Genomic DNA, 22,034 nt, shown 5'->3' with positions numbered 1-22,034 from the left:
GCGTTGCCGCATATGCGGGCGGCATCCGCCAATCAGCGGACATCCTTCACGTCCTGCGCCGTCACGGCATCCTTGTAGTCGTTGCCGAAATGCGTCCTGACATAGTTGACCACGGCAGCGACCTGGTCGTCGCTCATCATCTGCCCCACCGGCGGCATGCCGTTTTGCCCGTGCAGGACAAGGGTTACGGGATAGCCGCCCGCCTCCAGGTTCTTGTTCTTGGCCAGCGCCGGATAGTGGCCGGCGCCGACCGCGCCTTGCCCCTTGTCCAGGTGGCAGGCGGCGCAGACATTGGCATAGAGCGCCGCGCCATCCTTTTCGGTGAAATTATCGCCCTGGCTGAATGTGACGCCCGCCGAATCGGCGAACGCGCCGGGGGCCGTGAACGCCATGGCGGCGGCCATGGCGATGAAACCGCTGGGTCTTTTGAAGGAGCTGCTCATGATGGGATGCCTCGCGGGATACGGGGTGAACGAAGGGACCGGCATGGCCTCATCCCTGCATGACGCGCTGGTGCAGGCGGGTGATGGCGTTGAGCGAGGACAGGATCGCGCCCTCCTGCCAGGCGGGAATGTAGGAGGCATGCTCGCCGGCCAGCACGATGCGGCCGTCGATCTGGCACAGATTGTCGTAATGCTCCTTGCGCGCCTCTTCGGTCCAGTCGCCCGCGCAGCCAAGCGTGAAGGGCGAGCGGTGCCATGCCCAGGAAACGCCGGTCTCGAACTCCTGCTTGTATTGCGGGTGAAGCTGCGCGCCGTATTCCACCGCCTTCTGCACGCGCTCCTGCGGGGTCATGGCGGTGAATTCGTAGGAGTTCGGTCCGTTCCACGTGTAGCAGCCGAGCAGCACGCCCTTGCCGCCGGCGTTGAAGCCGGTGCTGGGATAGGAGATCTGCGAGATCGGCAAGTTGGTATAGCTGACGCCGCCGAAGATCGATTCGTCCTCCTCCCAGAAACGGCGCTTCATCTGCAGGCCGACCTTGACCGAGGACGCATAGGGCACCGCCCTGATCGCCGCCTGCATGGCGCCGCCGACCTGGATTTCGATCTGGCTGAGGATGGTGAGCGGAATGGTGCATACGCACCAGTCGGCGCTGGCCTCCTGGGTGGTGCCGGGGTTTCTCGCGTCCTCATAGGTCACCGTCACGCCCTTGTCGTTCTGGGCGATCTTGGTGACCTTGGCATTGTAGGTGATGAGGTCGCCGACCTGCTTGGCGAAGGCTTCGCCGATCCTGCCCATGCCGCCGACCGGCTGGAACATGGTCGTCTGGAATTCGTAGAGCGAGAAGTTGGCGAGGCTGCCCCACAGGCGCGAATTCAGCACGTCGGACGCGCTGAGGACCTGACCCGCCACCGGCTCGGCGCCGATGCCGCCGCCCGGCTCCTTCTCGTAGCCGCGGAACTCGGCGGTCGCGAGGCTGGATTTATAGCTGTAGTCCTTGTCCAGCGCCCCCCAGGACTGCAGCGCCTCGAGCAGCACCTCCTGGTCCTCCTTGGAGACGAGGCCCTCCAGCTGGCCCTTCTTGGCCACCTTGGCCAGCAACTCCGAAGTGTGGCCCTTGAAGTCGGTCTGGATCTCGCGCACGCGCTTCGGCTTGCCGCCGAAGGCCTCCGTCGAATGCAGCAGGGCGTTGTGGTTGGTCTGCTGGAACGGCTCAAGCGTCACCCCGAGCCTCCGGCAATAGGCCAACAGCCCGTTGTGATGGTAAGGGATGCGCCAGGGGCCGGGATTGAGGTAGAGCCCCTCGTCGAACTCGCATTTCTGTGTGTAGCCGCCGAGTTCGGTGACGGTATCGCCGCCGCGTATCGTCCAGTTGCGGCCGCCGGCGCGGGCATTGTATTCGAGGATCTTCACCTTGTAGCCGGCCTGGCGCAGTTCCAGCGCCGCCAGCATGCCGGCCAGGCCGGCGCCCAGGACAAGCACCGAAGCGCCCTTCGGGTCGCCTTCGAGATTGATGGGTCCTTTGTAATCGGACTCTGCCGCCAGTCCCATGCTGGTCATGGCTTGGTACATTGCGGCGCTGCCCGCCGTGATGCCGATCATTTTGAGAAGGTCGCGCCGGCGCATGCCGGCAAGGGATTGTTCGAGCTGCATGTTCGTCTCCTCGATCGGCGGCACGCCGCGATCCGTCATGCCGCCTGTTGCCGCCGCAAGCTCGAGGCGAGCCCGGTGGACCAGGCAAGGCTATGCCTCCAGCCCAGCCTGTTCAACCAACACGCCGCGCTTGGAACAAATGTCCTCGAACCTTGGCGCAATAGGGCACTCGCGGCGTCGCCGGCCGGCATTTCTCACGCCTTCGCGGCCTTGGGGCCGGCGGCCCGACCGCTTGCTGTGCCAATTGAAAGGACATGCCTGGCTGGCCCCGACAGCGAGAAAGTCCGGCGGGAATCCCATGGCCGGCCAGCGCTCGCGGCGCCGGTTTTCATGGTCCGAATGTCTGCCTTGTCGGTCGGGCGGTCAGCCTGCCACGGCCCGCACGCTCTCCCTCTCCACCAGCGGACATTCCAGCTTGGTGATCGGATAGCGCCCCCGTCCCACCGCTGCCGGCGCTTCGAGCTGTTCGATCGCCCATTGGCCCATCGCCATATGCGGCAGGATCGAGGTGGTGAGCGGCGGGAACAGATGCCTGGCGATTTCCTCGTCGTCATAGCCGACGACCGAAATGTCCTGCGGGATGTGCAGGCCGGCTTCCTTCAGGGCTTCGTAGCAGCCGATCGCCGTGCGGTCGTTCTGGCAGAAGATGGCGGTCGGGCGGTCCTTGAGCGCCAGGAGCTTGACGGTCGCGGCATAGCCGGCGCTGGCCGACCAGTCGCCCTCGACCACCAGTTCGGGATCGAAGGGGATGTCGGCGGTGGCGAGCGCGCGGCGGTAGCCTTTCAGGCGGTCCTGTGCCGCCTGCATCCAGGGCTCGCCGGTGATGGTGGCGATGCGGCGGTGGCCGTGGCTGATCAGGTGCCGGGTGGAGCTCTGGCCGCCGGCGATCTCGGAGGGCACCACGGCGGGGAAGGCATAATCCGACGTGTAGCAGTTGAGCAGGATCACCGGGATGTCCAGGCTGTAGAGGAAATCGGGCGCCGTGATCTCGCGGGTAAAGATGGTCATGTAGATCAGCGCCGAAATGCCCCGCCGGGTCAGCGCCTCTATGGCGCGCGGCTCCATCACGGCGTCGCCCATCGTCTGCGCCACCAGAAGCACGTTGCCGGCGTTCCACGAGGCCTGGCGCGCGCCCTCGATGGCGACGACGGCTTCCGGGCTGGTGGCGAGCTGGTCGACGGCGAAGCCGATCACCCCGTCCAGCCCGTCAAAGGCGGCAGCCGGCGTCTTCAGCGCCGAGAAGGCCGGCGCGCTGTAGCCCAATGTGCGAGCCGCCTCGATCACCCGCTCGCGGGTCTGCCGCGACAGTTTTATGCCAGGCGAATTGTTGAGCACGAAGGAAACAGTCGCCTGCGAGCAGCCGGCGGCGCGCGCAATGTCGGTCATGGTGACCCGGCCCTTGGGCTTCACCGGCGCCTTGCGGCGCCTTGCCGTCGCGATATCAGTGGTCTCGCTCATTCTGTTCGTGTTCCCCGGCCTGTCCGGCCTGCCCGGCGACCATCAAGGCCGCGTCGGTTTATAGAAATATCGCCTGACTTATATCTATTAGCGTGCGACCGGTCTACTGGCTAGGCGGCTCAGTTAGCTTAAATCACAGCATATGCGCCGCTTACCCCTTTTGCGCCAAGCCATTGCGTTCTCGGCAAACCCGGCGCCGGCACCGCCGGCGCGGTCGCCATCGCCAGCCCAACTAATACCGTTTACTAATACGAAAATGCGCTGTAACGTCGGTCCGTCGCGTTCGATTTCCCTGGGGCGCGGTGCATGCGAATGGCCCGATGGCAAGCGGATAGTACCCCGCGAAGCCTTGTCGCGGACATGTGATATGTCAGACAAATCGGACTATTTACGAACGGGGGATGAGTCTCTAAAGTCCGTCGCCGTGGCTGGAACGACGCCATCTTCAGTGCCGGGAACCCTTGAGGAGGAGGGCGTCCAAGCCGCGAACGGCAAATCAGACAAGTGCAGGATCGGCCGGTCCGACGACCGGCCAAAACGGGAGGTTGAACATGAAATCCTTGATACGCAATGCATCCGTGGCCACCGCGGCGCTGCTGCTTGGCCTGACGGCGAGCACGATCGCGCGCGCCGACGACAAGCCGACGCTGGCCTTCGTGGTCAACGGCGCTTCCGACTTCTGGAAGGCGGCCGAAGCCGGCGTCAAGAAGGCGCAGGGCGAACTGCCCGACTACAATCTCGAGCTGAAATATCCCGAGCAGTCCTCGGTCGCCATCCAGCAGCGGCTGATGGACGATCTGGTCACCGCCGGCGTCAAGGGCATCATGGTCTCGGCCGTCGACCCCAAGACCTCGACCGACGGGCTGAACAAGATCGCGTCGGAAACGGCGCTGTTCACCACCGACTCCGACGCCCCGCAGACCAAGCGCGTCGCCTATATCGGCTCGTCCAATGTCGATGCCGGCAAGCAGGCGGCCGAGATCGCCAAGAAGGCGATGCCGAACGGCGGCAAATGCCTCGGCTTCGTCGGCCTGCTCGGCGCCGACAACGCCAAAGAGCGCATCCAGGGCATGAAGGATGGCCTGGCCGGCACCAAGATCGAACTCGTCGACGTGCGCGGCGACGACATCGACCAGGCCCGCGCCAAGAAGAATGTCGAGGACGCGCTGGTCGCCAGCCCCGACGTCACCTGCATGGTCGGCTTCTACTCCTACAACACGCCGCGCATCTATGAAGCGCTGCGCGACGCCGGCAAGCTCGGCTCGATCACCGTCGTGGGCTTCGACGACGATCCGATCACGCTGGGCGGCGTCAAGGAAGGCACCATTGCCGCCACCGTCGTGCAGCAACCCTTCGAGTGGGCCTATCAGGGCATGAAGCTGATGGCGTCCTACCTCAAGGGCGACAAGTCGGGCATCCCGGCCAACGGCCTCATCATCATCCCGACCAAGATCATCGGCAAGGATGACGTCGACGCCTACGCCGCCAATCTGAAGGCGATGGCTGGAAATTAAGACCGAAGGCAGTTCAGCCGGCTCAACGTCGCTTGGGCCGGCTGCTCTCGCATTGACGAAGCCTTCGAGGCCAGTCAGTCTGCCAAGAGGTCGGCCCGCCAACGCTGTCAGGCATGATGAATTATTCCGACACATCCATCGCCGCGACCACCCCGTTCCTCAGCCTCGAGAACGTGCGCAAGACCTATCCGGGCGTCGTCGCGCTCGACGGCTTCTCGATGGAGGTCAGGCCGGGCGAGGTCATCGGCCTCGTCGGCGAAAACGGCGCCGGCAAATCCACCTTGATGAAGATCCTCGGCGGCGTGACGCGGCCGGACAGCGGCACCGTCACTGTCGACGGCACCGCCCATGACGGCCTGAGCGTCGAGGGCAGCCTTGGCTCCGGCATCGCCTTCGTTCACCAGGAACTCAACCTCTTCGAGAACCTCGATGTCGCAGCCAACATCTTCTTCGGCCGCGAACCGCTGCGCGCCGGGCCGCTCAAGCTTGTCGACCGCGCAAGGCTGCGCGCCATGGTGGCGCCGCTCCTGAAACGCGTCGGCGCCAATTTCTCCGCCGACACGCCTGTCGCCGAACTGTCGCTCGCCCAGCAGCAGATGGTCGAGATCGCCAAGGCGCTGTCGATCAAGGCAAGGCTGGTCATCCTCGACGAACCGACCTCCAGCCTGCCGATCGCCGAGACCGACAAATTGCTCGACGTCATCAAGGCGCTGAAGGCCGACGGCATCAGCGTCATCTTCATTTCGCATCGCCTGCACGAGGTCGAGCGCGTCGCCGACCGCGTCATCGTGCTGCGCGACGGCATGCTGGCCGGCACCTTGCCCAAGCGCGACATCAACCACGACCAGATGGTCAAGCTGATGATCGGCCGCATGCTGAAGGAGCGCGAGAAGGCCTCCGAGGCGGCCCGCGCCCCCGGCGCCGTCGCCTTGTCGGCCAAGGCCATCCGTACCCCGACCTATCCCGGCCGGCCAGTCGATCTCGACGTCAGGCGCGGTGAAATCCTCGGCCTTGCCGGCCTCGTCGGTTCCGGCCGCACCGAGCTGGCGCGGGTGTTCTTCGGCATCGAAAACAGCCTTGGCGGCACGCTCGAGCTCGCCGGAAAGCCGCTGGCCCTGGGCTCGGCGGCCGATGCCGTCGCGCACGGCATCTTCCTGGTGCCGGAGGACCGCAAGCTGACCGGCATCCTGCTCGACCTGTCGATCGCCCAGAATATTTCGCTGCCCAACCTGCCGGCGCATGCCAAGCGCTCTTTGGTTTCGGCCAACGCGGAGACCGCCACTGCGGAGAAGCAGAAAAAAGATCTCGGCATCAAGGCGCCGTCGGTGCAGACGCGCACCGGCACGCTGTCGGGCGGCAACCAGCAGAAGGTCGTGCTGGCCAAATGGCTGGCGATGAACCCCAAGGTCATGATCCTCGACGAGCCGACGCGCGGCATCGACATCGGCGCCAAGGCGGAGATCTACGGGCTGATGCGCGCGCTGGCCGACGCCGGCGTCGCCGTGTTGATGATCTCCAGCGACATGGAGGAGGTGATCGGCGTGTCCGACCGCATCGCCGTCATGCATGAGGGCCAGATCTCGGGCATTCTCGACAAGGACCAGTTCAGCCAGGAAAACGTGCTGCTGCTGGCGGTGGGCAAGCAGCCGAAATAGTTTTTGCCGCCGTGGCTGGATGGCCGCGCAGGCAGGCATTGGGGAGAAGACGATGAGCAAGAAAGATCTCGGCCTGCTGATCCTGATCCTGGTGGTCGGCGCCATCGTCGCCATCATCAATCCCCGCTTCCTGCTGCCGATCAACCTCGCCAACACCTCGAACCTCATCGGCCTGTTCGGCATCCTGTCGATCGGCCAGGCCTTCGTCATCATCACCGGCGGCATCGAATTGTCGGTCGGCTCGCTGGTCGCGCTCCTGGGCACGCTGTTCATCGACTTCATCGCCGTGCGCGGCATGGAATGGCCGCTGGCCTTCGTGCTCATCCTGGTGCTCGGCGCCATCATCGGCCTGGCGCATGGCTGGCTGATCACGCGGCTCAAGCTGCAGCCATTCGTGGTGACCTTGTGCGGCCTTTTGATCTATCGCGGCGTCGCCCGCTTCTACACCGCCGACGGCACCGCCGGTTTCGCCTTCGGCCAGAATTTCCCGGAGCTCGAATTCTTGACCGCCGGCCGCTCCTGGGGCGTGCCGAACTCCTTCTTCGCGCTGATCGTCATCGCCATCGTCATGTGGGTGGTGCTGCACCGCTCGGTGTTCGGCCGCTATCTCTACGCCATCGGCAAGAACGAGGAAGCGGCGAAATATTCCGGTATCCGCACCGGGCGTGTCGTCATGGCCGCCTACGTCATCTGCGGCGTGCTGACGGCGTTGTCGGCGATCTATTTCGCCATGTACACGCGCTCCATCTCGCCGGCCAGCCACGGCCAGTTCTACGAGCTTTACGCCATTGCCGCGGCCGTGCTCGGCGGCTTCTCCCTGCGCGGCGGCGAGGGCTCGCTGATCGGCGTCATCCTCGGCACTGTGCTGCTGCAGGAGCTGCAGAACCTCGTCAACCTGCTCGGCATCCCGTCCTCGCTCAACTTCGCGGTGATGGGCGGCGTCATCCTCATCGGCGTGCTGATCGACCAGCAATGGGGCGTGTTCCGCGCGCGGCGGCGCATGGTCGACGCCGCCCGCAAGGGTGCGGTGGGCGCGGCCGCGGAATAATCGGAGGCATAAAGCGGCGTCCGCCGTGACCGTAGAAGGATAACGCCGCTTCCATCTCGCCCGACCCGCAATTCCGCTCGATCTATCGTCGGCCGTATCTGTGCGGCCCCAAGTGACTTGGGTGCAAGGAGGGGCAGCGTCGCGAAAACGTCTTGCGAGCTTCCATCCGGATTGGAACGAAACCCTTGTCTGGGCGTTGTTCAAAGCTTTTCTGTTCGGAGGCATTGTCATGGCCGCGAATCCGCTAAGCACCGCCAAGGTGGGAGGTCATCCCATCCATCCGATGCTCATTCCCTTTCCTGTCGCGTTCCTTGTCGGCGCGTTTCTTACCGATTTGATGTTCTGGGGCACCGCCGACGTCTTTTGGGCACGCGCGTCGATGTGGCTGATTGGAGCAGCCATCGTCATGGCTCTCCTGGCGGCGATTGCCGGCTTTATCGATTTCCTGAGCGAGCCGCGCATCCGCGCCCTGACGGGCGCCTGGTATCACATGGTCGGTAATTTGACCGCCGTCGTTCTGGCGCTGATCAATTTCTATCTTCGCTACAGCCAAGGCGCCGAAGCAGCAGTTCGCCCCTGGGGAGTGCTGCTTTCATTGATCGTTGTCTGCATCCTGCTGTTTACTGGCTGGAAAGGCTGGGAGATGGTGTACCGCCATCACGTCGCGGTTCTGGACGCGCCGACACAACCGTCGGCAACGCCGTCGGCCAGCGCGCGTCGTGCCGATCACGACCGGCACGCGGCATAAAGGGAAGGTGTTTCGATGTTCAGGTCAGGCGAGCGCCACCTGAACACCAACACTTTTAGTCGATCAGCCCCGACATGTCGGAGAACGCCATTGCCTTGCGCAGCACCTCGGCAAAGCGCTCGCCTGCCGTCTCGCGCGAACCGCTGTTGTCGATCGAGGTGACGCCGGGTCCGGACAGTGTCACAGGGGCGCTGCGCGCCAGGCGTGCCAGAACCTCCCCGCGCGACTCGCGGCCACGCATCGCCAGCCGCTCGGCCAGCACATCGGGCGAAGCGGTGATCTCGACGATGGCCAGGTTGGCATAGCGCTCCCGCAAGGCAGGGATGATCGCGCGCGATACATTGGCGACAGCGACATGGCCGTTGGCCACTGCCCAATCGACCTCGGCCGGCAGGCCGTAGCGCAGGCCGTGCGCTTCCCAGGAAACGGCGAAGGCGCCGTCGGCTTCGGCCTCGATGAAGGCGGCATCGGCCAGCGTGTCGTGATCCTCGCTTGCCGTATCGCTCGGTCTCGTGATGACGCGGCGCACGAATTCCAGCCGCGTCTCGTCGGCGAAAAGCGCCTTGGCATGGCCGATGATCGTATCCTTGCCGGCGCCGCTCGGGCCCACCACGGCAACGAAGACGCCGTCGCGTATCGGAAACGCCTCGGCCGACAGTTCACGCTCGATCAACGCCGACACCATCATGCGACCCGTCGCCCTTGCCGCCAGACCGTGCGCACCACCGGAACGTGGTCGTCGAGGCGCACGCGCACCAGGTCGGCCCGGCGGCCTTCTTCGATGACGCCGCGGTCGGAAAGACCGACGGCCTCGGCCGGGTTCTTCGACACCATCGCCACCGCCTGCGGAAGGGAAATGCTATCGACGACGTCGCCGAGAAAGAAGGCGGACTGGATCAGGCTGAAGGGGATGTAGTCGGACGACAATATGTCGAGCAGGCCGTCGCTGGCCAGCGTGCGCGCCGAGACGTTGCCGGAATGCGAGGCGCCGCGCATGACATTGGGCGCGCCCATCAGCACGCCGAGCCCGGCATCCTTCGAAGCTCTGGCGGCTTCCTCGGTGGTTGGGAATTCGGCAACGCGCACGCCTTGCTCGATGGCTTCGTCGACATGGCCCGTCGTCGCATCGTCATGGCTCGCAAGCACGATGCCGCGCTCGTGGCAGGCGGCGGCGATGAAGACGCGGTTCGGCCCCGAATTCCGCGCAGATTCGCCCATCCGCTTCTCACAGAATTTCTGGAAATCGTGATCGGTCAGCTTCAGCTTGCGTTGGTAGTAGTAGGCGTAGGTTTCGAGGTTGACGAACTGGCGCTGACCCGGCGCATGGTCCATCAGCGAGGCGAGCTTCACCCGTTCGTCCGTCTCGAAATTGGCGAAGGCCCTGAGGCAATCCGGCGCCGAGACCTCGCAGCGCAGGTGGATGAAATGATCGGCCCGCAATCGATCCATCCGCACGCTGTCCTCGATCGCATCGGCGAGCTTGCGGATGTCGGCGGCGTTGAGATCGGCATCCTCGTCCATGCCGACGCGCAAGGCATCGAGCACGGTGGTGATGCCCGCGGTCGCCACTTGCGCGTCATGGGCAAGCACGGCGGCAATCGGGTTCCACCGCACCTTCGGCCGCGGCGCATAATGGCCTTCGAGATGATCGGTGTGAAGCTCGACCAGCCCCGGAATGATGAAATCGCCAGCCATGTCCTCGCCGGCTCGGACGGCGCCGGCGGATATGTCGGCGATCAGACCGTCACGTATCACGAGCGAACCGTCGATGATCTCGTCGGCAAGAACGATGCGGGCGTTGCTCAGAATGGTCTCGGCGGTCATTTCAGGCAGTCCTTGGTTTTTTCTGGCCTTACGGCTTGTTGCTTCAGGCGGTTTTTCTAGCCGGACGGCGCCCGAGCGCGTGCTGGGAAAGCACCATGAACGGGGCGCCGGGTTCGGGCTCGATGAACAACGTCAACCCGTCCACAGGCACCGGCTGGCGCAGCACCTCGGCGAACAGGCCCTCGATCGCCAGGCGAAGACGAGGGCTTTCCTGTGGCCCGGCCCTGCCGGACAGCGTCATATGGAAGCGGAAGCTCTCGAAGACGTAAGGATAGCCCCATTGGCAGAGATTGCGGAATTCGCCCGGCTTCAGCGAGTCCGGGTTGCGCCGCTCGATCTCGGCCTCCGTCAACGGCGCGCGAAAGCGGTCGAAATCGCGCACCACGTCATCGGCGAAGCGATTGAGCGGAGGCAATGGCGCCTCCGGCACCAGCGCGAAGAAACCGTCGATCTGGCTGACGACGAGACGGGGGATCATCACAACCGGCGTCGCCTCGGCAAAGGCGTCGAGCGCTGTGCGCAACGAGGCTTCGGTTTCGTTGGCCGCTAACCGGAAAGGGGCTTTCAGCGTCGCATGAAAACCATAGCGCCGTGCCGAAGCGGTGTGGAAGGCGACTTCCGCCGCCGACAAATCGCCCACCGCCTCCACCGCTCGCGTCGCGGCGCCGAAAGGGTCACGGCCCAGCCAGTTGGCGGCGATCCGCGCCAATTTTTCGTCCTGCCGGGGGGTGAAGTAGATGGCGTAGCGCATCGAAAATCCTCGTCAGCCCGTTGCCATAGGTGATTTCCATGACGGATTGACGAAGCTTTGAAGGGTTTTCGAAGGCAAATCGACCCCGCCGGTCCTTAGCCGGCGATTTTTCTGATCTGGACCAACAGGTTCAGCCGCAACCGCGGGCCGGTCAGGCCTTCATCAGCCATTCGTGCTCGGGCGCATTGTGGAATTTCCACGTCCGCTTCGGGCCGGCCATGACGTTGAGGTAGTAGAGGTCGTAGCCATGGCAAGCGGCGCAGGGGTGATAGCCCTTGGGCACCAGCACGACATCGCCGTCCTCGATCGCCATCGCCTCGTCCAGATCGCGGGAGCCGTCCTTGTCGGCGTCGGTATAGACCCGCTGGAAGGCAAAGCCCTGCGGCGGGTTGAGGCGGTGGTAGTAGGTCTCCTCGAGATAGGACTCGGCAGGCAGATTGTCCTGGTCGTGCTTGTGCGGCGGATAGCTCGACGTGTGACCGCCGGGCGTGATGACCTCGACCACCAGCAGCGAATCGGCCGGCTTGCCCTCGGGCAGGATATTGGTCACGTAGCGCGTATTGGTGCCCTTGCCGCGCACCTCCTGGCCGAGATCGTCGGGTCCGATCACGCGAACCGGCAGGCCGCCGCCGAGGCCGGGCGCCGAGCACACCGCGAGTTCCAGTCCGGTATCGGCCGTCACCGACCAATCCGATCCCTGCGGCACATAGACAGACCATGGCTTGCCTTCGAAGGGCGACATGCGCTGGCCGAGCAGGCCGAGATCCTTGCCGCCGGCCTTGACCGTGCCCTTGCCGGTGACGAACACCAGGCAGACTTCGCGATCGTCCGTCTTTCCCGATGTACTTTCGCCTGGCCTCAGCCGATGCAGGTCGAAACCGACATAGGTCCAGCCGGCGCTTTTTGGCGTCACATGGGCGACACGGCCATGGCCCTTGTCGGCCTTCACCAGCAGCTTCGACATCCGATTACTCCTTCGGTTCGACCTCGGCGGGCGCCTTGTTCTCGTCGGCCGGCTTATAGAGATAAAAAAACTGCCAGACGCCATAGCCGGCGAAGCCCAGCGCGATCACGCCCCAGAACGGTGTGCCGCTCGCGAACTCGATGATCGACCAGATGACGCAGACCGCGACGACGGCGACACGCCGCCACAATGGCCGGAAGAAGGGGTGCTCGGAATCTTTCATCGCCGCAACCTACAGCAAGCCCGGCCTGGCGAGAACCCGATCAGACATCGGGAAAGCCCTGCGTCTCGACCGTGTAGCCGGCGGCCGTCATCACCCGCATCAGCTCCTTGTGGCCGACCTGCGCCATCTTGAGCGGCGGGTTCTTCTTCGGGTCCTGTTCGGCCTCGACCACGAACCAGCCTTCATAGCCATGGTCGGCGAAACGCTGCACGATGGCGCCGAAATCCAGCGAGCCGTCGCCCGGCACGGTGAAGGCGCCGAGCGCCACCGCATCGAGGAAGGACTGCTTCGTGCGATCGAGCTTCTCGATCACGCCCATGCGCACATCCTTCACATGCACATGGCTGATGCGCTTGTGATGATTGTCGATGGCGCGCAGCACGTCGCCGCCGGCAAAGGCCAGATGGCCGGCATCGAGCAGCAGCGGAATGCCCGTTCCGGAATGGCGCATGAAGGCGTCGAGCTCCGGCTCGGTCTCGACCACCGCCGCCATGTGGTGATGATAGGAAAGCGGCATGCCTTGCTCGGCGCACCATTCGCCGAATTCGGTCAGGCGCCTGGCATAAGCCTTCATCTCGTCGCCCGAGAGTTTCGGCTTGGTGGCGAGCGGCTTCGAGCGGTCGCCCTGGATCGAGCGGCCGACCTCGCCATAGACGATGCAGGGCGCGTTCACCGCCTTGAACAGATCGATCATCGGCTGGATGCGATCCTTGTTCTTGCTCATCTCCTCATCGACCAGCGTGCCCGAGAACCAGCCACCGCACAGCGTGACGTCGGCCGCCTTCAGGATCGGCAACATCACCTTAGGGTCGTTGGGGAAGCGCCGGCCCATCTCCATTCCGGTGAAGCCGGCCGAGCGCGACTGGCGCAGGCACTCCTCCAACGACACGTCGTCGCTGAGTTCCGCAAGATCGTCGTTCCACCACGCGATGGGGGACATGCCCAGTTTGGCTTTCAAGTCGTCACTCCGGTTTCTTGTTCACCCTCCCCCTTGTGGGGAGGGCCGCTGCGAAGCAGTGGGTGGGGTGCGGGCCAGCCCCCCACCCGGACCTTCGGTCCGACCTCCCCACAAGGGGAGGTAGGGAGTTGGCAGCGCCAAGATCAATCGCCGACGCTCTGCATCCGCCGTTTTTCATCATAGGCCTTGCGCGCCGCGTTCACTTGGCTGCGCTCGGAAACTTCCGGCACCGCCACGTCCCACCAATGGCCGCCGGCATCGGTGGAGACCAGCGGATCGGTGTCGATGACCAGCACCGTGGTGCGGTCGTTGCCTTTCGCCTGAACCAGCGCCGTCTCCAGCCCTGCGATCGACGAGACCTTCTCGGCGATGGCCCCCATGCTCGCGGCGTGCGCGGCAAAGTCGACGTCGGGCAGCACCTCGTGGCGCGCATCCTTCAGGAGATTGTTGAAGTTGGCGCCGCCGGTCGCCATCTGCAGCCGGTTGATGCAGCCAAAACCCCTGTTGTCGAGCAGCACGATGGTCAGCTTCAGGCCGAGCATCACCGAGGTGGCGATCTCGGAATTGAGCATCAGGTAGGAGCCGTCGCCGATCATGACGACGACCTCTTCCCCGGGCTTGGCCATCTTGGTGCCGAGCCCGCCGGCGATCTCGTAACCCATGGTCGAGAAGCCGTATTCGGCATGATACGAGCCGGGCGCGCCTGCCTGCCAGAGCTTGTGCAATTCGCCAGGCAGCCCGCCGGCGGCATTGAGCAGCGTCACGCCGGATCCCATGGCGCGCTGCACGGCGCCGATCACCTGCGCGTCGGAAGGGTAGGCGGCATTGGTCGACGCCGTCACCTTGGCGGCTTCGGCCTGCCATTCTTTCTTGCCGGCTGCCGCATTGTCGGTCCAAGCGGATGGCGCCTTCCAGCCCTTCAGCGCGGCACCGAGTTCAGCCAAACCTTCGGCCGCGTCGGCCACCAGCGGCGATGCCCGATGCTTGCCGGCATCGAAAGGCTGCACATTCAAGCCGATGATGGTCTTGCCCGAATTCTTGAACAGCGCCCACGAGCCGGTGGTGAAATCCTGCAGGCGCGTGCCGACGGCGAGCACGACATCGGCCTCTTCCGCCAGCCGGTTGGCGGCCGATGTGCCGGTGACGCCGACCGCCGCCATGTTGAGCGGATGATCGTCCGGCAGCGAGGATTTGCCGCCTTGCGTCTCGCAGACCGGAATGCCGGCGCCTTCGACGAATTTCGCCAGTTCGTCCGAGGCCTGCGAATAGAGCACGCCGCCGCCGGCGATCACCAGCGGCTTGCTGGCGCCCTTGAGCGCCGCGACTGCGGCCGCCAATTCAGCCCGATCCGGGCGCGTCCGGCGCTGGCGCCAGACCCGCTCGGCAAAGAAGCTCTCGGGATAGTCATAGGCTTCGGCCTGCACGTCCTGGCAGAGCGACAAGGTCACAGGCCCGCATTCGGCCGGGTCGGTCAGCACGGCCATTGCGCGGTTCAGCGCCGGGATGATCTGCTCCGGCCGCGTGATGCGGTCAAAATAGCGCGACACAGGACGAAAACAGTCATTGACCGTCGCCGTGCCGTCGGAAAAATCCTCGGCCTGCTGCAGCACCGGGTCGGGAATGCGGTTGGCGAAGACGTCGCCCGGCAGAAACAGGACAGGCAACCTGTTTACATGCGCAAGTGCCGCCGCCGTCACCATGTTGAGCGCGCCGGGCCCGATCGAGGAGGTGGCGGCCATGAAGCGGCGGCGGAAATTGGCCTTGCCATAGGCGATCGCCGCATGCGCCATCGCCTGTTCATTGTGGGCGCGGAAAGTCGGCAGTTCGTCGCGCACCTGGTAGAGCGCCTCGCCGATGCCGGCGACATTGCCATGGCCGAAGATCGCCCAGACGCCGCCGAAGATCGGCACCTTTGCGCCGTCGATCTCGGTCATCTGTTTGCTCAGGAAACGGGTCAGCGCCTGCGCCATCGTCAGGCGGATTGTCTTGCTCATTGGTTTCCTCCGCAGTCCCTGTGCCCGTGCCTTCTTATGCTGCTTTACGGCCGCGCGCGGCAAGCCATGCCTCGGTCAGCTGCTCGAAGCGCGATGCCATGTCGGCAATCGCTTCGTCGTCCGACATCTTGCCGGAAAGCCATTGTGCGGCGGCGTTGATGAAGATGGTGCGGCCGACCGCAAAACCCTTGACGATAGGCGCCTTGGCCGTCGCTGCGAAGGCGGCCTCCAATTCGTCCTGCGGGGCCTCCAGGCCGAGCAGTACGACGCCGCGGCACCAGGGGTCGTTCTTCAGGATCACGGCCTCGATCTTCGTCCACGCGCCGCTAGACGCCTGCGGTTCGAGCTTCCACCAATCCGGCTTGATGCCGAGCGCATAGAGTTCTTCCAGCGCACGCGGGATGGTCGTGTCGTCGAGCTTGCCGTGCTTGCCTGCGATGATCTCGATGAGAAGCTCTCTCCCCACTTTCCGCGCGGCCTCGAACAGAGCGCGTAATTTCTGCTGCTGTTCCTCCTTCAGGTCCGGTGGATCGTCGGGATGATAGAAGCACAGGCATTTGATGCAGTGGTCGACCGGCCATTCGGTGAGCTGGGAGCCGATGTCCTGCGAGAATTCGAAGCGCAGCGGCCGCGAGCCCGGCAGTTCCACCGGCCGCCCGAGCCAGGCGAAGGGATGCCGGGCGAATTCGAACATCGCCTCGCGGCCATGTCTCTCGTCGAGCAGCATGCCGTAGCCGCCGCGCGCGGCGGCGACCTTGGCCGCCGCTTTCACCGTCAGCACCTTGAAATCCTCGATGCGCGACGCGTCAGCGCCGGTCTTGGCCGCCACGTCCTCGAGCTGCACCCGGTGGTCGCAGGCGAACGCCATCAGCGAGGGAATGTCGTGCCGGCGCGTCGTTGCCCAATGGATGTGGTTGATCGCCTCGTCCTTGCGCAAGGCCAGATGCCTGCTGCCGTGCTCGAGGAAGAACTGCAATTCCTCGAAGGTCGGATATTCCGGCGCGCACAACAGCCGCGACACGGCGAAGGCACCGCAGGCATTGGCCCAGGTCGCCGCCGTGGCAAGGCTTTCGCCGCCCAGCCAGCCGCGCAGGAAGCCCGACATGAAGGCATCGCCGGCGCCAAGCACATTGTAGATCTCGATGGGAAAACCCTTGCCGACCACGCCGTCCTCGAGATCATCGCTGATCGGCCCGTCATAGACGATGCAACCCATGGCGCCGCGCTTGAGCACGATGGTGGCCGAGGACAGCGAACGGATCGTCTGCAGGGCGCTCAGGCAGTCGTCGGCGCCCGAGGCGATCATGATCTCTTCCTCGGTACCCACGACGAGGTCGCAATCGGGCAGCACCGTCTTCAACTGCGCCGAGACGCGGTCGGACTTGACGTAGCGCTCAAAACCCTCGGCGTGGCCGGCCAGGCCCCAGAGGTTCGGCCGGTAGTCGATGTCGAACACGACCTTGCCGCCCTTGGCCTTCATGATGCGGATCGCCTTGCGCTGGGCGGCATCGCTGTTGGGGCGGGAAAAATGCGTGCCGGTGACGACGATCGCGCGAGCCGAGGAAATAAACGCCTCGTCAATGTCCTCCTCAGCCAGCGCCATGTCGGCGCAGTCGGAGCGGTAGAAGATCATCGGCGAGACGCCTTCGCACTCCACCGAAAGCAGCACCAATGCGGTCAACCGCTCCTTGTCGGTTTTCAGCCCGTCGGTGTTGACGCCTTCGCGCTTCAATTGTTCGCGGATGAAGCGCCCCATCTGCTCGTCACCGACGCGCGTCAGCAGCGCCGAACGCAGGCCGAGCCGCGCCGTGCCGACCGAGATATTGGCCGGGCAGCCGCCGACCGACTTGGCGAAGGAGGTGATGTCCTCCAGCCGCGAGCCGATCTGCTGGCCATAGAGGTCGACGGAAGCGCGACCGATGGTGATGACGTCGAGCGCAGCGTATTTCGCGTCCACGGCTTCGCTCATTGGAACCTCCCGTCGGGCTTGTTGTGTTGGGGTACACGCGCGAGCGGCAGCGTGGCGCCGAAAAATATGAAATAATAATTCCAATCCATAGTCAATATGGAATGAGCATTCCCCGAGCCAGAATCGCCTTTTTGCCAGCCACTCAGGCCTTACGCCCTTTGCCGGTGTTGCGCCGCTTCTCGCCGACGCCAACGGTCAGCGCCATGGCCAACGCCATCGTCGCCGATAGCGAGCGGAAGCCGGCGAAATCCGCCTCGGCAACCTCGAACCAGACGCTGGCGAACTGGGCAAGCGGTGAGAACGAGCTGTCGGTGATGGCAATGATCGGCACGCCCTGTTCCGAAATCGTGCGCGCCTCCTCGATCGTGGCCGGCGCATAGGGTGAGAAGGAGATGGCGACGACGGCGTCCGCCGGCGTCGCAAAGCTGACCATCTCGGCGTTGAGGCCGGCGGCCGATTCGATCAGCTGGTTGCGGATCTTCAACTTGCCCAGCGCATAGGCGATGTAGGACGCCACCGGATAGGAGCGCCGCTTGGCCAGCACATAGATGGTCTGCGCCTTGGCCAGTAGGGAAATCGCTTCTTCCAGGTGCGCGTCGTCCAGCGTGCGCGAAATGTCGTTGAGCGAGGTGCTGGCGGCGGCGACAAAACCGTCGAAGATCGCCCGGTGGCCGGCGCCGCCCTCCGCCTTGGCGCGCAGCGCCTGCAACCGTTCGTCATAGGAGGAGTTGCGCTCGCGCAGCCGCTCGCGAAACACCTGCTGGAGGCTGGTGAAGCCGTCAAAACCGAGCTGCTGGGCAAAGCGGATCAGCGTCGAGGGCTGCACGCCGGCCGAGGCCGCGATGCTGGCGGCGGTGCCGAAGGCGATATCGTCGGGATTGTCGAGCGCATAGGCGGCGATCTGGGCGATGCGCTTGGGCAGGCTTTCGCGCCGATCGAGGATCGTGGCGCGCAGCGTCTCGAAGTCGCGAGGTACCCGTTCGTCCATCGTCGGCCCGTCCAAGCTCATCGGTGAAGCGTCCTCTCTGCCCCATCATAGCGAGGCTGCGCAAGAACACCATAAAAAATGAGGCAGACATTCCATTCCGAACAAAAATGGACTAATTCATCCACGCAACGCTTCTGGCAGTGGAGGAACGGAAATGGTCGGCGTCGGTCTCATCGGCACGGGGTTCATGGGCAAGTGCCACGCCATTGCGTGGAGCGCCGTCGGCGCCGTCTTTCCCGACGTCACCAAACCACGGCTTGTCCATCTCGGCGAGGTCAATGAGGATCTCGCCAGGCGCAAGGCCGGCGAGTTCGGTTTCGCCAGGGCGTCCGGTGACTGGCGCGCCGTCGTCGAGGATCCCGAAGTGGATGTCGTCTCGCTGACCACGCCCAACCAGTTCCATCCGGAAATGGCCATCGCGGTTCTTCAGGCCGGCAAGCATTTGTGGTGCGAAAAACCGATGGCGCCGAGCTTCGCCGAAGCCGAGGCGATGGCGGAAGCGGCGAAGAAATCCGGCAAGGTCGCGGCGCTCGGCTACAATTACATCCAGAGCCCGGCCATCCGCCATATCGGCGCGCTGCTGGACGAAAAGATCATCGGCGAGGTCAACCATCTGCGCATCGAGATGGACGAGGATTTCATGGCCGATCCCGAGGCGCTGTTCTTCTGGAAGCACGAGGCATCTTCCGGCTACGGTGCGCTCGACGATTTCGCCGTGCACCCGCTGTCGCTGGTGTCAGCCCTGTTCGGCCGCGTCGCCAGCGTCATCTGCGACATGGCCAGGCCCTATGCCGACCGCAAGCTGGCCGCCGGCGGCCGCCGCGCTGTCGAAACTTACGACATCGCCAGCGTGCTGATGCATCTGGAGAACGGTGTCGCCGGCACTTTGCAGGTCAACCGCTCGGCCTGGGGCCGCAAGGGGCGCATCGCCGTCCAGATCTTCGGCTCCAAGGGCTCGATCCTGTTCGACCAGGAGCGGATGAACGAGTTCCAGCTCTACCTCACATCGGACCGCCCGACCGAACAGGGCTATCGCACCATCCTGGTAGCGCCACAGCACAAGCCTTATGATTTGTTCGTGCCGGCACCCGGGCATAGCCTCGGCTTCAACGATCTCAAGATCATCGAATGCCATGAATTGCTGACCCGGCTCGCCGGCAAACCGGCGCGGCTCATCGAATTCGCCGAAGGGCTGGAGATCGAGCGCACCGTGCATGCGATGGCGCGATCCTTCGAGGAGAAGCGCTGGGTCGATGTCAGATAGTCTCTGCCGCTATCGGGTTGGCAATGGCGGCCTCAGCCGCCGGCGGCAGGAATCTCCCATCCATTGACCCAGATCTGCCGCAACCGGTCGCCTTCGCCCTTGAAGCGCAGTCCGGTCGGCTGGCAATCCTCGATGCGGTCGCTGCGGAAATTGCGGATGGCCTGGCGCAGCTCGCACCAGGCGACGATGTTGGCGGTTTCGGCGTAATAGATCAGCGCGATGGGGCGGATGAGACGCTCGGAAGCGCGGCCAAGCTCGTCGCGGTAGGAGAGGTCGAGCTTCTCCTCGTCGCGTATGGCGCGGCGCACCAGCGCCAGATCGATCGCACCTGCGGAGGGCGCGGCGAACCCCCACGCATGCAGCGCATTGGCGTCGAGCGTCTGGCGCAAAGGGGGCGGTACGGCGCCGGCGATCTTGGCGCCGACGCGCTTGGCCGCCTGCTTGAGCTCGTCGTCGCCCGTGCGTTCCAGCAGGGCGAGCGACAGCACGATCGCCTCCATCTCCTCGATCGAGAACATCAGCGGCGGCAGGTCGAAGCCGGGACGCAAGACATAGCCGATGCCGCGCCCGCCCTCGATCGGCACGCGCATCGCCTGAAGCGCTGCGATGTCGCGATAGATCGAGCGGATCGTCACTTCCAACTGCGCGGCGATCATTGCCGCAGTCACCGGCTGCCGCGCCAGCCGCAGGATCTGGATGATCTCGAACAGGCGTGACGCCTTGCGCATTTTTCTGACCCGGTACCGATCACAACTGACACACCATCGTCAGTTGAACCAGCCTATAGGACTGCCTATCGGTTTGAAAATCAACAGGTTCCGCTGCGGCTGGGCCGAGCGGGACAACAGGCAACTGACATGGGCTATGCTGAAAATCTCTGGCTGTTCTTTATCCTCCTGTTCGGCATCATCGCCGTTCCGGGCATGGACATGCTGTTCGTGCTGGCCAATGCGCTGACCGGCGGGCGCGACAGGGGCCTTGCCGCGACCGGCGGCATCATGGTCGGCGGCATGGTGCACACGCTGAACGGCGCGATCGGCGTCGGCCTGCTGATGCATTTCATGCCGATCCTGTTCAAGCCGCTGCTGATTGCCGGCGCGGCCTACATGGCCTTCATCGGCGTCACGCTGATGCGCAGCTCCATCACTGTCGGTCACGACGGGCCCGCCGGCAGCCGCTCGGCATGGAAGGCGTTTCGCCAAGGCCTTGTGACCTGCCTGATCAACCCGAAGGCCTATCTCTTCGTGCTTGCCGTCTACCCGCAGTTCCTGAAGCCGGACTACGGTCCGATCTGGATGCAGGCGACGGTGATGGGCCTGCTGACCGTGCTGACGCAGGCCGCGATCTATGGCGGGCTCGCGATATCAGCCGGCCGCAGCCGCAAGCTGCTGATCGCCAATCCGCGAGCGACCATCCTTGCCGGCCGGGCGGCCGGGCTGCTGCTTTTCGCCGTCTCCGTGTTCACAGCATGGGAAGGGTTGAGGGCGGCATAGAGCAATTCCAGGAAAAGTGTGTGCGGTTTTCCCGGGAGAAGCGCGTAGCGCCTTCCCTTAAGAACTGTAAAAACAAAGAGATAGAGCGGTACGCCGCTTCCGTGAACGGTGAACTGCTCTGGTCTCCGGTTAGACCGAATTGCGGCCCTTCTGGCGCCGGCCGGATCAGGCAGCGCCCTACAGTGTGGCGAGAAGCTCGTCCAGCTGCTCGAATTGCTCGGACATCGCATCCGCCGCCCCGGCGCCGGCGTCGAGGGCTTCCTTCGAGGGATAGAGCTCGCGCATGACCAGCAGCGTCCTGCCGCCTTTTTCCTCGAAGGTCAGCGTGGTGACGGGCCCACCGTTACCGCCTTCGTCATTGGTCCAGACGAGGCGCGAGGGCGGTGTCACTTCGAGATACCTGCCGAAGAACTCGGCAGGCTGCGAGTCATCATGCCCGAACACCAAACGGTACCCGCCTCCCACACGAACATCCATCTCGCAGGAACGCAGGAACATGCCCATCGACTTGGGCGCCCACCAGCGCCTGAACAGCTCGGGCTTGGTCCACGCCTCGAACACGATGCGCGCCGGCGCGTCGAAGCTTCGCGTAACGACCAGCTCCCGGTCGGACATCCGTTCCACCGTCGTGCGATTCTGCATGGGGGTGGGCTCATTCGCTCTTGTTTTGTCCATCGGCTTCCTCCTTCCGTTTCATTTCCTCGACAACCTTGTCCAGCTCGTCGAAGCGTGCGGCCCAGAGCTGGCGGTATCTCTCGATCCATGCCGCCTCCTCCTCCAGGCGGCGCAGGCCGAGCTTGCAGGTCCGCACGCGCCCGACCTTCTGCGTGGTGACGAACCCCGCCTGCTCCAGGACGCCGACATGCTTCTTCATGCCCGTGAGGGTCATGTGGAATTTCTGGGCCAGGTCCGTGATCGAAGCATCCGCACGGCCGAGTTGCTCCAGAACCCCGCGTCGGGTGGCGTCCGAAAGCGCGGCGAACGAGGCGTCCAGGCGGGTCGGAGAATACTGAACCATCTGGTTCAGTATGTAACATGCGGATCGATGGCATGCAAGGAGGTGGAGGGCTGCGGGGTCTAAGGGCGGCG

The 22,034-nt window shown here is 64.4% G+C and carries 21 protein-coding genes; 6 read left to right on the top strand and 15 right to left on the bottom strand.

The annotated features are described in order from the left end of the window. Positions 1-32: 32 nt before the first annotated feature. The 3 genes from LB566_RS20400 to LB566_RS20390 form a co-directional block, all read right to left on the bottom strand. The gene (locus LB566_RS20400; protein ID WP_224626180.1) at positions 33-443 is read right to left on the bottom strand and encodes a c-type cytochrome; all 411 of its coding nucleotides are present in this window, start codon (positions 441-443) and stop codon (positions 33-35) included. Positions 444-492: 49 nt separating this feature from the next. Further along, the gene (locus LB566_RS20395; protein ID WP_224626666.1) at positions 493-2,067 is read right to left on the bottom strand and encodes a flavin monoamine oxidase family protein; all 1,575 of its coding nucleotides are present in this window, start codon (positions 2,065-2,067) and stop codon (positions 493-495) included. A gap of 390 nt (positions 2,068-2,457) precedes the next feature. Continuing rightward, positions 2,458-3,552 carry a LacI family DNA-binding transcriptional regulator gene (locus LB566_RS20390; protein ID WP_181172432.1) on the bottom strand — a complete coding sequence of 365 codons (1,095 nt, stop codon included), beginning with the start codon at positions 3,550-3,552 and terminating at the stop codon, positions 2,458-2,460. Positions 3,553-4,103: 551 nt separating this feature from the next. Between LB566_RS20390 and LB566_RS20385 the strand changes: the two genes are divergently transcribed. From LB566_RS20385 to LB566_RS20370, 4 genes are all read left to right on the top strand, one after another. Further along, complete coding sequence (locus tag LB566_RS20385; protein ID WP_140550466.1) at positions 4,104-5,066, top strand: sugar-binding protein; 963 nt, start codon at positions 4,104-4,106, stop codon at positions 5,064-5,066. A gap of 116 nt (positions 5,067-5,182) precedes the next feature. Then, positions 5,183-6,721, top strand: coding sequence for a sugar ABC transporter ATP-binding protein (locus LB566_RS20380; protein WP_224626663.1), 1,539 nt, complete (start codon positions 5,183-5,185; stop codon positions 6,719-6,721). A 52-nt stretch (positions 6,722-6,773) separates the two neighbouring features. After that, positions 6,774-7,769: an ABC transporter permease gene (locus tag LB566_RS20375; RefSeq protein ID WP_140550465.1), complete on the top strand. Its 996-nt coding sequence runs from the start codon at positions 6,774-6,776 to the stop codon at positions 7,767-7,769. Between the two features lie 229 nt (positions 7,770-7,998). After that, positions 7,999-8,517 carry a DUF2231 domain-containing protein gene (locus LB566_RS20370; RefSeq protein WP_224626177.1) on the top strand — a complete coding sequence of 173 codons (519 nt, stop codon included), beginning with the start codon at positions 7,999-8,001 and terminating at the stop codon, positions 8,515-8,517. A 55-nt stretch (positions 8,518-8,572) separates the two neighbouring features. Here LB566_RS20370 and phnN read toward each other — a convergent pair whose 3' ends face one another. The 9 genes from phnN to LB566_RS20325 all read right to left on the bottom strand — a co-directional run bounded on the left by phnN (position 8,573) and on the right by LB566_RS20325 (position 18,188). Next, the gene (phnN, locus tag LB566_RS20365) at positions 8,573-9,205 is read right to left on the bottom strand and encodes a phosphonate metabolism protein/1,5-bisphosphokinase (PRPP-forming) PhnN (protein ID WP_224626174.1); all 633 of its coding nucleotides are present in this window, start codon (positions 9,203-9,205) and stop codon (positions 8,573-8,575) included. After that, the gene (locus LB566_RS20360; RefSeq protein WP_224626170.1) at positions 9,202-10,341 is read right to left on the bottom strand and encodes an alpha-D-ribose 1-methylphosphonate 5-triphosphate diphosphatase; all 1,140 of its coding nucleotides are present in this window, start codon (positions 10,339-10,341) and stop codon (positions 9,202-9,204) included. The genes phnN and LB566_RS20360 overlap by 4 nt, the downstream gene beginning before the upstream one ends. Before the next feature lie 43 nt (positions 10,342-10,384). Continuing rightward, positions 10,385-11,092, bottom strand: a complete 708-nt coding sequence (locus LB566_RS20355; protein WP_224626168.1) for a DUF1045 domain-containing protein — start codon at positions 11,090-11,092, stop codon at positions 10,385-10,387. A 151-nt stretch (positions 11,093-11,243) separates the two neighbouring features. Next, positions 11,244-12,056 (bottom strand): 5-deoxy-glucuronate isomerase, encoded by an 813-nt coding sequence (iolB, locus tag LB566_RS20350; RefSeq protein ID WP_224626166.1) that lies wholly within the window; start codon positions 12,054-12,056, stop codon positions 11,244-11,246. A 4-nt stretch (positions 12,057-12,060) separates the two neighbouring features. Next, positions 12,061-12,279 (bottom strand): DUF3329 domain-containing protein, encoded by a 219-nt coding sequence (locus tag LB566_RS20345; protein ID WP_140491266.1) that lies wholly within the window; start codon positions 12,277-12,279, stop codon positions 12,061-12,063. Between the two features lie 40 nt (positions 12,280-12,319). Continuing rightward, the gene (gene iolE / locus LB566_RS20340; protein WP_224626151.1) at positions 12,320-13,237 is read right to left on the bottom strand and encodes a myo-inosose-2 dehydratase; all 918 of its coding nucleotides are present in this window, start codon (positions 13,235-13,237) and stop codon (positions 12,320-12,322) included. A gap of 143 nt (positions 13,238-13,380) precedes the next feature. Then, entirely contained in the window at positions 13,381-15,231 is a 1,851-nt protein-coding gene (gene iolD / locus LB566_RS20335) for a 3D-(3,5/4)-trihydroxycyclohexane-1,2-dione acylhydrolase (decyclizing) (protein WP_224626148.1), read from the bottom strand. 34 nt (positions 15,232-15,265) lie between these two features. Continuing rightward, a complete protein-coding gene (locus LB566_RS20330; RefSeq protein WP_224626147.1) occupies positions 15,266-17,200 on the bottom strand; it encodes a bifunctional 5-dehydro-2-deoxygluconokinase/5-dehydro-2-deoxyphosphogluconate aldolase in 1,935 nt (644 codons plus the stop codon). A 142-nt stretch (positions 17,201-17,342) separates the two neighbouring features. After that, positions 17,343-18,188, bottom strand: a complete 846-nt coding sequence (locus LB566_RS20325; protein WP_181172439.1) for a MurR/RpiR family transcriptional regulator — start codon at positions 18,186-18,188, stop codon at positions 17,343-17,345. Positions 18,189-18,342: 154 nt separating this feature from the next. Here LB566_RS20325 and LB566_RS20320 point away from each other — a divergent pair, with 154 nt between their 5' ends. Further along, entirely contained in the window at positions 18,343-19,452 is a 1,110-nt protein-coding gene (locus LB566_RS20320; protein WP_224626144.1) for a Gfo/Idh/MocA family protein, read from the top strand. Positions 19,453-19,484: 32 nt separating this feature from the next. Here LB566_RS20320 and LB566_RS20315 read toward each other — a convergent pair whose 3' ends face one another. Continuing rightward, positions 19,485-20,180: a helix-turn-helix transcriptional regulator gene (locus LB566_RS20315; protein WP_224626140.1), complete on the bottom strand. Its 696-nt coding sequence runs from the start codon at positions 20,178-20,180 to the stop codon at positions 19,485-19,487. Positions 20,181-20,309: 129 nt separating this feature from the next. Here LB566_RS20315 and LB566_RS20310 point away from each other — a divergent pair, with 129 nt between their 5' ends. Continuing rightward, positions 20,310-20,945, top strand: a complete 636-nt coding sequence (locus tag LB566_RS20310; protein ID WP_224626137.1) for a LysE family translocator — start codon at positions 20,310-20,312, stop codon at positions 20,943-20,945. Between the two features lie 177 nt (positions 20,946-21,122). On the opposite strand, the gene LB566_RS20305 is transcribed toward LB566_RS20310, so the two are convergent. Next, positions 21,123-21,587 carry an SRPBCC family protein gene (locus LB566_RS20305; protein WP_224626134.1) on the bottom strand — a complete coding sequence of 155 codons (465 nt, stop codon included), beginning with the start codon at positions 21,585-21,587 and terminating at the stop codon, positions 21,123-21,125. A 10-nt stretch (positions 21,588-21,597) separates the two neighbouring features. Beyond that, the gene (locus tag LB566_RS20300; RefSeq protein ID WP_224626131.1) at positions 21,598-21,963 is read right to left on the bottom strand and encodes an ArsR/SmtB family transcription factor; all 366 of its coding nucleotides are present in this window, start codon (positions 21,961-21,963) and stop codon (positions 21,598-21,600) included. Positions 21,964-22,034: the final 71 nt, after the last annotated feature.

This window comes from Mesorhizobium sp. CA13 (genome assembly GCF_020165235.1).
Classification (GTDB): Bacteria; Pseudomonadota; Alphaproteobacteria; order Rhizobiales; family Rhizobiaceae; genus Mesorhizobium.
The sequence above is the reverse complement of the archived record's forward strand: the minus strand, read 5'-3'. Positions and strand labels throughout refer to the sequence as shown.